At 54.0% G+C, this 10,766-nt stretch carries 8 protein-coding genes; 4 read left to right on the top strand and 4 right to left on the bottom strand.

All coding sequences use genetic code 11. From position 1 onward, the window contains the following. Nucleotides 1–155 precede the first annotated feature (155 nt). Nucleotides 156–1,004: a formyltetrahydrofolate deformylase gene (gene purU, locus EHO01S_RS14610; RefSeq protein ID WP_024524661.1), complete on the bottom strand. Its 849-nt coding sequence runs from the start codon at nucleotides 1,002–1,004 to the stop codon at nucleotides 156–158. A 103-nt stretch (nucleotides 1,005–1,107) separates the two neighbouring features. Next, nucleotides 1,108–1,590: a YchJ family metal-binding protein gene (locus tag EHO01S_RS14605; RefSeq protein WP_035370690.1), complete on the bottom strand. Its 483-nt coding sequence runs from the start codon at nucleotides 1,588–1,590 to the stop codon at nucleotides 1,108–1,110. Nucleotides 1,591–1,807: 217 nt separating this feature from the next. Between EHO01S_RS14605 and rssB the strand changes: the two genes are divergently transcribed. Both rssB and galU read left to right on the top strand, forming a co-directional pair. Beyond that, on the top strand, nucleotides 1,808–2,866 hold the full coding sequence (gene rssB / locus EHO01S_RS14600; RefSeq protein ID WP_024524659.1) for a two-component system response regulator RssB: 1,059 nt from the start codon (nucleotides 1,808–1,810) through the stop codon (nucleotides 2,864–2,866). Between the two features lie 215 nt (nucleotides 2,867–3,081). Further along, complete coding sequence (galU, locus tag EHO01S_RS14595; RefSeq protein ID WP_024524658.1) at nucleotides 3,082–3,993, top strand: UTP--glucose-1-phosphate uridylyltransferase GalU; 912 nt, start codon at nucleotides 3,082–3,084, stop codon at nucleotides 3,991–3,993. 278 nt (nucleotides 3,994–4,271) lie between these two features. On the opposite strand, the gene hns is transcribed toward galU, so the two are convergent. Beyond that, nucleotides 4,272–4,682 carry a histone-like nucleoid-structuring protein H-NS gene (gene hns / locus EHO01S_RS14590; protein ID WP_024524657.1) on the bottom strand — a complete coding sequence of 137 codons (411 nt, stop codon included), beginning with the start codon at nucleotides 4,680–4,682 and terminating at the stop codon, nucleotides 4,272–4,274. Between the two features lie 506 nt (nucleotides 4,683–5,188). Here hns and EHO01S_RS14585 point away from each other — a divergent pair. Continuing rightward, nucleotides 5,189–5,779: a thymidine kinase gene (locus EHO01S_RS14585; RefSeq protein ID WP_024524656.1), complete on the top strand. Its 591-nt coding sequence runs from the start codon at nucleotides 5,189–5,191 to the stop codon at nucleotides 5,777–5,779. A gap of 882 nt (nucleotides 5,780–6,661) precedes the next feature. Here the strand turns inward: EHO01S_RS14585 and adhE are convergent. After that, nucleotides 6,662–9,331, bottom strand: a complete 2,670-nt coding sequence (gene adhE, locus EHO01S_RS14580; protein ID WP_024524655.1) for a bifunctional acetaldehyde-CoA/alcohol dehydrogenase — start codon at nucleotides 9,329–9,331, stop codon at nucleotides 6,662–6,664. Nucleotides 9,332–9,823: 492 nt separating this feature from the next. Here adhE and EHO01S_RS14575 point away from each other — a divergent pair, with 492 nt between their 5' ends. Beyond that, nucleotides 9,824–10,468, top strand: coding sequence for a YchE family NAAT transporter (locus EHO01S_RS14575; protein WP_024524654.1), 645 nt, complete (start codon nucleotides 9,824–9,826; stop codon nucleotides 10,466–10,468). The last annotated feature ends 298 nt before the right edge of the window (nucleotides 10,469–10,766 follow it).

Below are 10,766 nucleotides of genomic sequence, written 5' to 3'. Positions count from 1 at the left end.
ACCAGATTGTCGCGCTTCGTTATCAGCGGAAGCGGGGCGCATAATAACAAATCGCGCCGCGCTGTAAAGTGCTGCGTAAGAAAAAAAAATCGTTTGCCGTTTTTTTGCCCGCACTGTTGTGCGGGCATACAGGAAATAGAGAAAAAACGAACAAATCAAAAAATTACTGTGCGATTGCCACAAACGAACACCCGCTGTGCTAGCACGCGGTAGAGGGCGCGACTCAGTACATTTTTTTCCACATCCCGTCCTGCACGGATCATCTCTTCGGCGGTATAACTGTGGTCGACGTGGATCACATCCTGCATGATGATGGGGCCTTCATCCAGATCGTTGTTCACGAAGTGAGCGGTGGCGCCGATGATCTTCACCCCACGCTGATAAGCCTGATGATAGGGACGAGCGCCGATAAAGGCGGGCAGGAAAGAGTGATGGATATTGATGATGCGGTTAGGGTAGCGGGCGACGAAATCCGGCGTAAGAATACGCATATATTTAGCCAGCACCACATAGTCTGGCGCTAGACGATCGATCTGTTCGGCGACCGCGTCGTCATGTGCCTCGCGGCTCAGGCCTTCGTGGCTGATCAGAATGAATGGGATCGCAAACTTTTCGACCAGTGGTTGCAGGGTGGCATGGTTAGCGATGACTGCCGCAATCTCAATATCCAGATCGCCGAAAGCGTTCTTGATCAGCAGATCACCCAAGCAGTGCGCTTCTTTCGTCACTAGGATCACGACCCGTTGTCGAGCGGTGACGATGAGCTCGCGTTCGGAGCCCGGCGGCAGCGCGTCATCCAGATCGGCGAGCAGGGTCTCATCGTTAAAGATGCCTTCTAACTCGGTACGCATGAAAAAGCGCCCGCAGTGGTGATCGACGAACTCGTTATTCTGGATGATATTGAGTTGGTGTTTGTAGCAAATATTGGTGATCTTGGCGATCAGGCCCTTGGCATCGGGGCAGGTGGTGCGTAGAACTTTGCGTTGAATAACGGGGTGTGACATCGGTTTGCATCCTTGTTGTGGCGCCGTGCTGGCTGGGCTCGCCCCGCAATGGTAACGGCACCGCCGTTCGGCGCCGAAACGCCGTTCGGTAGCGGGACTCTACCTAGCGTCCGCAGCATTTTTTATATTTGTTCCCACTGGCGCAGGGACAGGGGTCGTTACGTCCTACCTCCGGCCGGGTCCCATCGACATAGTACCAAGTGTGATGCAGATTCAGAAAACGTGAACGCTCGTGAATTGCGCCGTTTCTATTAGTTGAAGGTGTATGGAAACGGGCGATGAATTCGACATAGCCTTCGTGCGCATCCCGGCCCGGCGTGCAAGCGATAACCCGGAGTCCCAGCCATGCGGTATCGGCAAAGCTGGCACAGATGGCCGTGCGTTCGCCCGCCATAGCACAGTCGGGATGCCACGTGGCGATCAGATAGTCGGCGTTGTGGGTAACGAAGGCGCTGTAGCGTGAGCGCATCAGTTGTTCTGGGGTGCTGGCTGGACGTGAGCCATCGAGGCATGGGGCGCAGCAAGCGGCGAAGGTGAGCGTGCTGCCACAGGGGCAGGGGGCGGAATGGGTGATCGGCGACATCATAGCTATAACCATTTGCAACTATTGGTGAGAAAAGATGAGCATAATACCGCGAGAGCTCTATGCTGATCATAATAACTAATAATAATGTTGAATAAGTTAATTCCGATTTTGTGAAAACTGCGTTGAATCACGCAGTATTAAATATTTTTACTGGCCGTTAGGGTATTCGTACCGTTATTGAACCACACTAGGATCAGATGAGTAGGAGGGGCCGGCTATGTCACAGGTACTCACCAATAAACAGATCATGATCGTCGATGACGATGCCGTGTTCCGCCATATGCTGTGCGGCTACCTGGAGACACAGGGCGCTAAGATAACGCAGGCGGAGAATGGGCGCCAGGCGTTGCGTCTGTATGAGCGGCAGCGTCCCGATATCATTCTGTGCGATCTGGCGATGCCGGAAATGGATGGCGCGGATTTCCTCCGCCATCTGCGGATGCGCGGACAACGTACGCCGGTGGTAGTGATTTCGGCGACCGAGTCGGTCAGTGATATCGCCCGGGTGATGCGTTTGGGGGCGAAGGATGTGTTGTTGAAGCCGGTGCGTGACTATGAGCGGCTGCGTCAGATGCTCTTGGCCTGCCTCTATCCGGCGTTGTTCGACTCCTTGGCATTGGAGGAGGATGCGCTGAGTCACGATTGGGCGGCGTTGTTGCATGATCCAGCGCGTGCGGTGCGTCTGCTGCGCCAGTTGCAACCGCCGGTGCAGCAGGTCGTGGCGGGGTGTCGGGTCAATTACCGTCAATTGACCGACCCGGCAAGTTGTGGCTTAGTTCTGGATATGGCATCGCTGTCAGCGCGCGAGATGGCGTTTTACTGCCTCGATGTGACGCGTAGCCGTGAATATGGCGTGCTGGCGGCGTTGATGATGCGCGCGATTTTCAATGGGTTGTTGCAGCAACAGGTGATCACCCAGGCACGCCCATTGCCGCATATTGCCGCAGTACTGAAACAGGCGAACCAGCTACTGCGCCGTGCGGGCTTCGTCGGGCAGTTTCCGATGCTGGCTGGTTATTATCATGCCGGATCGGGAAACGTATTGTTGGTCGCCGCCGGTCTACACGCCTGCCTCGATGCGGAGGGACAGACGGTGCAGTTAAATGGCGGTGTGCCCTTGGGTACGTTGGGCAGCGCGCATATGAATCAGCTTTGCCTACGTAGCCGCCGCTGGCAGTGCCAGGTCTGGGGGGCAGGAGGGCAGTTGCGCTTGATGCTGACCGCGCCGGATCATCACCATGTCTTGCCCGCGTTATGTCAGGCGCAGTCATCGTAACCACTCCCCCTCCTTATTTTTCGGCATTTTCTGCTACTCTTGTGGCCAACGCTAGGCGTTATTTTATGCGTTGTCGCTTGTTTATCCAGTTGATATCAAATACAGATGAAAGACATGCGTAGGATTGCCGAACTGGTATACTCGCAGGCAGTCTAGTACTCATATCGTTCGATTATGGACGGGCGAACAATGCGTCATCCGTAGAGAGAGGTTGTATGTCAACGTCAGTGAGAAAAGTAAAAAAAGCTGTTATCCCGGTCGCAGGGCTAGGAACGCGCATGCTGCCGGCAACGAAAGCTATTCCTAAAGAAATGTTGCCGTTGGTAGATAAACCGCTGATTCAATACGTGGTCAATGAATGTATTGCGGCGGGTATTAATGAAATCATTTTAGTCACGCACTCATCCAAAAACTCCATCGAGAACCACTTCGATACCAGTTTTGAGTTGGAAGCGATGCTGGAAAAGCGCGTTAAGCGTCAGCTGTTGGCCGAAGTTCAAGCTATTTGTCCTAAGCATGTCACTATTATGCAGGTGCGTCAGGGACTGGCCAAAGGTTTAGGTCACGCCATTCTGTGTGCCCATCCGCTGGTGGGTGATGAACCTTTCGCCGTGGTATTACCAGATGTTATTTTGGACGAATATAGCGCGGATTTGAGTAGTGATAACCTAAGCGAGATGTTGCGTCGCTATGAATCTACCGGTGCCAGCCAGATTATGGTGGAGCCGGTGCCAATGGCCGACGTCTCTAATTATGGGGTGGTCGACTGTAATGGTGCACAATTGGCCGCAGGAGAGAGCCTGGCCATTAGAGCGGTGGTAGAAAAGCCGCCGCGTGATAAAGCACCGTCTAACCTCTCCATTGTTGGGCGTTATGTTCTTTCCCCCGACATTTGGCCGTTGCTCTCTAAAACCCCGCCAGGCGCCGGTGAAGAGATTCAGTTGACGGATGCCATCGCAATGTTGCTGAAGAACGAAACCGTTGAGGCTTATCACTTGAAAGGACGTAGCCACGATTGCGGGAATAAACTGGGTTATATGCAGGCGTTTGTCGAGTATGGTTTGCGTCATCCGTCGCTGGGTAAAGAGTTTGCCGCGTGGATCAAAGGACTTAACTTAAGCAAGTAAGGTGATGAATAAAAGATGGCGGCCATTGGCCGCCATTTTTTTTATCACGATGCAACTGGACAAAGGTCTGGGTAGTGGCACGCGGAGCTACCTCTAATTGATTAAATTGACAAATGAGACTTTTCCTAAGAAGAGGCGTGATGGACTCAACGGTAATAAATAAACTGAAGGAATAATTATAGATCTTGATGATATGAAGAGGAGATAGCATGTTCGGTGTGAGGGGGGAAGAAACAAAAATAGCCTCATGAAGAGGCTATTTTTAGGCGTATTCTGGATTAGATCAGGAAATCGTCCAGGGTCTTACCCTGTTCTTCCATGGCTGTCTTGATCACGGCAGGCGTACGGCCCTGACCGGTCCAGGTCTTGGTTTCGCCATTTTCGTCGACATACTGGTATTTCGCCGGACGTGCAGCGCGCTTGGTTTTACCGCCAGTTGCTTTGCTGGCATTCATGCTCTGCAACAACTCATTCGGATCAATACCGTCAGCGATCAGCATCTCACGATATTGCTGTAGTTTACGGGTGCGCTCTTCGATCTCGGCTTGTGCTTGCTGCTCTTCTTCGCGACGTTCTTTAACGACGACTTCCAGTTTCTCCAGCATTTCTTCCAGAGTTTCCAGCGTGCATTCGCGAGCCTGGGCGCGTAGAGTACGAATGTTGTTAAGAATCTTTAATGCTTCGCTCATTTTCCTAATCTCAAATTATATTGGTGGGGGCGTCATCTTTATAATAGAGTGCGCTCTTATTTAACGCAATAGTGAATTTTGTAAGATTGGCAAAATATTCGTAGGTCAGGACGAATATGTTCTTGGTCCGAATTGTTAATATTATGCCTGATTCTCTATATAACTCGCTAGGGGGGCGGGCAGCTTGCCTGCGCTTTCGTGGCAGGGGTATCGGCAGAGACTATGTATATAAATGCAGCGTAGCGCCAGTGCCTAGTGCCAATTGCCGAGCGGGGTTTACGTTATCCCGTTCGGCGGCTTGCCAGCCTGATAACTGTTAGGTTGATCACTTATTGGCATGAATAATGTCGTAATTATTCTGTCGCCCCGCCTGGCAGTTTAGTCATTGTACACGGATAGCGCAGTCGATCACTTGTTGGCGGGGGGAATAAGTGAACCCCGCTCCGCTCTGCTTATATGATAGAATCCCGTAAAATTGATGACTTTTTTCCGTTTAAGGCGTTTTGATGGCTCAACTCTATTTTTATTACTCGGCAATGAATGCGGGAAAATCGACAGCATTGTTGCAGTCCTCCTACAACTATCGGGAGCGGGGTATGCATACGCTGGCGTTCACCGCAGAAATTGATAACCGCTATGCGGTGGGACAGATCAGCTCACGCATCGGGCTACATTCACCGGCGATGTTGTATAACCCCCAGACGGATCTGTTTACGGCGATCCGCGATGCGCATCAACAACAGACGGTGCATTGTGTATTGGTGGATGAGAGCCAGTTCCTGACTAAGGCTCAAGTGCTGGCGCTCTCCGAGGTGGTGGATTCGTTGGATATTCCTGTGCTGTGCTATGGCCTGCGCACCGATTTTCGCGGTGAGCTGTTTCCCGGTAGCCAATATCTGCTGGCCTGGGCGGATAAGTTGGTCGAGCTGAAGACCATCTGCCATTGCGGTCGTAAGGCGAATATGGTGTTGCGCTTGGATCAGGATGGTCGTGCTTTAAAAGAGGGAGAGCAGGTGGTCATCGGTGGTAATGAGCGCTATGTTTCCGTCTGCCGTAAGCATTATAAGGATGCGCTCGGCGGCGCCACGCATACCTAGATTGCGCGTGTTGCTCAGCGCTTAGCTCTGGACGGGCGCAGATACGACGCCGCCCGTCTCCACGTGCTCGTGACTCATGCCGTCAGCGCGGCAGCGGCGCTACCTCACACAGCGTGCCGTGGCTTGGCTGGGGGGATGCCCCGTCCGCGTTCGCTTAGCCGTTACATGTCGCTATCCCCGTAGGCATCACGCACCCGCCGTCAGTATTGACCCCGCCTATGCCTGCGCGTAGGTCTCGACTGAGACACCGTACAGGGCGAACCATTGGGCGAATTTGAGTTGGGGAGCGATGGCGATCGTAGCGATACGTGTTTCACGCGATCCCTCACTTGCTCTGCCACAGTCTCGCCGGTGCCGGCAACGCTGTTACTCTCGCCTGGGGGAGCGGTGGGGCTGTGTGCTCACTGCCCCGCTTAGCGTTCTGCGCTGTCTTGAGCGAGTTTGCGCTGAGGCGTGTTATTCCTCTGTTCTTCCCGCGTGGGGATTGTCGTACGCCGCGCCGCATCCCCTCATGTTGAGAGGCTAGCGCACGCCTGGGGGGCGCTGAGCGCGCGCTCACGCCGCTTGAGACGCGTAGCGTATCGGCGTAAGGATATATGCGGTTCGGCGCATCACCACCGGCAGGAGGCCGATTCTGCGCCGCGAGTGTCATTGCCAGCGCTCAGCCGCTGGCCGTGCCAGGGCGACCCGGTGTGCCGCGTCACGGCGGCGAGTTGTGGGATGCGCGCGTGGTGTGTTTAGGCGGTCTCTGAGGAGGGACACCGTGGGAGGGGGCAGGGCGTACTGGCGCTATGGCCAATAAAAAAACGGGCCACGTAATAACGTAGCCCGTAAAGTGCGGAGGCGAATATCGATCATGCGCCTCGTTGTTGGCGAGTCAAATTAGGCTTTCTTGGCCTTTTTCTCGGCTTTCGGTGCTGCGGCTTTGTCGTCCTGCTGTGCATGCTCGACGTAGTCGCGGCCGTAGTAGCTATCCAGCAGGATCTGCTTGAGTTCGGCGATCAGCGGGTAGCGCGGGTTGGCGCCGGTGCACTGGTCATCGAAAGCGTCTTCAGACAGCTTGTCCACTTTCGCCAGGAAGTCGGCTTCCTGTACGCCCGCTTCACGGATGGAGGCCGGGATACCCAGTTCAGCCTTGATGCTTTCCAACCAAGCCAGCAGTTTCTCGATCTTTTGCGCGGTGCGGTCGCCCGGTGCGCTCAGACCCAGGTGGTCGGCGACTTCCGCATAACGACGACGCGCTTGCGGACGGTCGTACTGGCTGAATGCGGTCTGCTTGGTCGGGTTGTCGTTCGCGTTATAGCGGATGACGTTGGAGATCAGCAGGGCGTTGGCCAGACCGTGCGGGATGTGGAACTCGGAACCCAGCTTGTGGGCCATAGAGTGACATACCCCGAGGAAGGCGTTGGCGAATGCGATACCGGCGATGGTGGCGGCGTTGTGTACACGCTCACGCGCTACCGGATTCTTGGCCCCCTCTGCATAGCTGGCTGGCAGGAACTCTTTCAGCAGTTTCAGGGCTTGCAACGCCTGGCCGTCAGAGTATTCGTTCGCCAGTACGGAGACGTAGGCCTCCAGGGCGTGAGTCACCGCATCCAGACCGCCGAAGGCGCACAGGGATTTCGGCATATTCATCACCAGGTTGGCATCGACGATGGCCATATCCGGCGTCAGTGCATAGTCGGCCAGCGGGTACTTCTGACCGGTAGCATCATCGGTAACGACGGCGAACGGCGTAACTTCAGAACCGGTACCGGAGGTGGTGGTAATGGCGATCATCTTCGCCTTCACGCCCATTTTCGGGAACTTGTAGATACGCTTACGGATGTCCATAAAGCGCAGCGCCAGCTCTTCGAAGTGGGTTTCCGGGTGCTCATACATCACCCACATGATCTTGGCTGCGTCCATCGGAGAACCGCCGCCCAGCGCGATGATGACATCCGGCTTGAAAGAGTGCATCTGCTCGGCACCCTTGCGCACGATGCTTAGGGTCGGGTCAGCTTCGACTTCGAAGAACACTTCGGTTTCGATGCCGTGTGCCTTCAGCACATTCGTTACCTGATCGGCATAACCGTTGTTGAACAGGAAACGGTCGGTCACGACGAAGGCGCGTTTGGCACCGTCGGTTGCCACTTCATCCAGCGCGATCGGCAGCGCGCCGCGACGGAAGTAGATAGACTTCGGAAGTTTATGCCACAACATGTTTTCTGCTCGCTTCGCTACCGTTTTTTTGTTGATCAGGTGCTTCGGACCCACGTTTTCAGAGATGGAGTTACCGCCCCAGGAGCCGCAGCCCAGCGTCAGGGAAGGTGCCAGCTTGAAGTTGTACAGGTCACCGATCCCCCCTTGGGAAGCCGGGGTATTGATCAGGATACGGGCGGTTTTCATCTTCTCGCCGAAGTAGTTGACGCGAGCACCCTGGTTGTCTTGGTCGGTGTATAGGCAAGAGGTGTGGCCGATACCGCCCATGGCGACCAGTTTTTCCGCTTTGCTTACGGCGTCTTCGAAGTCTTTGGCACGGTACATCGCCAGGGTCGGAGAGAGTTTCTCGTGGGCGAACGGCTCGGAGTCATCAACCACGCTGACTTCACCGATCAGGATCTTGGTCCCTGCCGGTACGGTGATGCCAGCCATCTCGGCGATTTTCGTCGCCGGCTGCCCAACGATAGCCGCATTCAGCGCGCCATTTTTCAGGATGATGTCTTGAACGGCTTTCAGCTCTTTACCTTGGAGCAGGTAGCCGCCGTGGGTGGCGAAACGCTCACGGACTGCGCCGTAGACAGCGTCGACCACGATGACGGACTGTTCAGAAGCACAGATGACGCCATTGTCGAACGTCTTGGACATCAGAATAGAAGCAACGGCACGTTTGATGTCAGCAGTTTCGTCGATCACGACCGGTGTGTTACCCGCGCCGACGCCGATCGCCGGCTTACCGGAGCTGTATGCGGCTTTCACCATACCCGGGCCGCCAGTGGCCAGGATCAGGTTGATGTCCGGGTGGTGCATCAATGCATTGGACAGCTCGACGGACGGCTCATCGATCCAGCCGATGATGTCTTTCGGTGCGCCGGCGGCGATGGCTGCCTGGAGTACGATGTCAGCCGCCTTGTTGGTGGCCTGCTTGGCGCGTGGGTGCGGAGAGAAGATGATACCGTTGCGGGTCTTCAGGCTGATCAACGCCTTGAAGATTGCGGTAGAGGTCGGGTTAGTGGTCGGTACGATACCGCAGATCAGGCCAGTCGGCTCGGCGATGGTGATGGTGCCGAAGGTGTCGTCTTCAGACAGAATGCCGCAGGTCTTCTCGTCTTTGTAGGCGTTGTAGATATATTCGGAGGCGAAGTGGTTCTTGATTACTTTATCTTCCACGATGCCCATGCCGGATTCGGCGACGGCCATCTTAGCCAGCGGAATGCGAGCATCGGCCGCGGCCAGCGCAGCAGCGCGGAAGATTTTGTCGACTTGTTCCTGTGAGAAGTTAGCAAACTCGCGTTGGGCGTTTTTTACACGGGCGACCAGCGCATCGAGTTCAGCAGTATTGGTTACAGCCATGAATGCTCTCCTGATAATGTTAAACTTTTTTAGTCAATCAGCCGCACAAGGCACACAAGTATAGCTGGCGGTGTCACCTTTGCCGGGTTATGGCTGCCGCCCGGGCTGCTAATTTGCTAAAACAGCTTAAGCTACGAGGTAAGACGCTCAGGCATACAGCCGTTTCACCTTACCAAGATGCTCATCCCTAATTCATCTTTTTTGATGTAACGAAGCTTACTCATTCTTGGGTATTTGTTTTGTGATTAGAGTCACGAAAACGCCAAGCTGACTCCATTCAGCATGGCGTAATTGATAATGATTATTAGTAGCGTGAAAAAAGCAGTGCTTAACGGTTAAAATCACGGCGCGGCGTATCGCACACAATGGAGAGTAGGATAAGCGGCATCTCTGGTTAAATGACAAAATTCTATGGCGGGATGATAGATCGGCGCAGGTATTTCTATTACATTAGCGCGCGATGACCATCATCTTTAACTTGTGGAGCGCATAGTGAGTCAGTCTCTGCTGGACTTGTCCGGGTATATCAAATTTTTTATTGGCCTGTTCGCCTTGGTAAACCCGGTAGGGATCTTGCCCGTCTTCATTAGTATGACCAGCTATCAGGCCGTTGCAGCGCGCAATCGGACTAACCTGACCGCGAATCTCTCAGTGGCGATCATTCTGATTACCGCGTTGTTGCTGGGGGACTCCATCCTCTATTTCTTCGGTATTTCCATCGACTCCTTCCGTATTGCGGGCGGTATCCTGGTGGTGACCATCGCCATGTCGATGATCAGCGGTAAGTTGGGGGAGGATAAACAGAACAAACAGGAGAAGTCGGAGACGGCAATCCGTGAAAATGTTGGCGTGGTACCACTGGCGCTGCCTCTGATGGCCGGCCCTGGCGCCATCAGTTCGACCATCGTCTGGAGTTCACGTTACCACGGCTGGCAGAACCTGCTGGGCTTCTCGCTGGCGATTATCTTATTTGCCTTTTGCTGCTGGCTCTTGTTCCGTGCTGCACCGTTGTTGGTGCGGTTGCTGGGCCAGACCGGGATCAACGTGGTAACCCGTATCATGGGGCTGTTGCTAATGGCCTTGGGGATTGAGTTTATCGTGACCGGGGTGAAGGCGATCTTTCCGGGATTATTGTAAGTCCGTCGGCGGTGTGGCGTGTCGCTTGCGGCGCGCCTAACCAAGGGACGGCGCTTTTTATAGGCTATCTATTTTTTAATATATTTTATCATTTTCTATTTTGTTTTCCTCTCTAACTATTACTCAGGGTTAATTCACCTATTCCCGTCCTAATTACGCAAAATTGTCCTACACAATCGTTGCTATTGTGTACATTCTTCCGCGTTTAGCCGAAAAATTCTCACTAACAATTAGTCTTTATATCTAGAAAAAAGACATGAATTGTAATTTTATTTTGCTTTTTTTCTGTTCGGCGAAA

The organism is Edwardsiella hoshinae NBRC 105699 = ATCC 33379 (assembly GCF_000474215.1).
Lineage (GTDB): Bacteria > Pseudomonadota > Gammaproteobacteria > Enterobacterales > Enterobacteriaceae > Edwardsiella > Edwardsiella hoshinae.
This window is presented reverse-complemented; position numbering and strand designations above follow the sequence as displayed.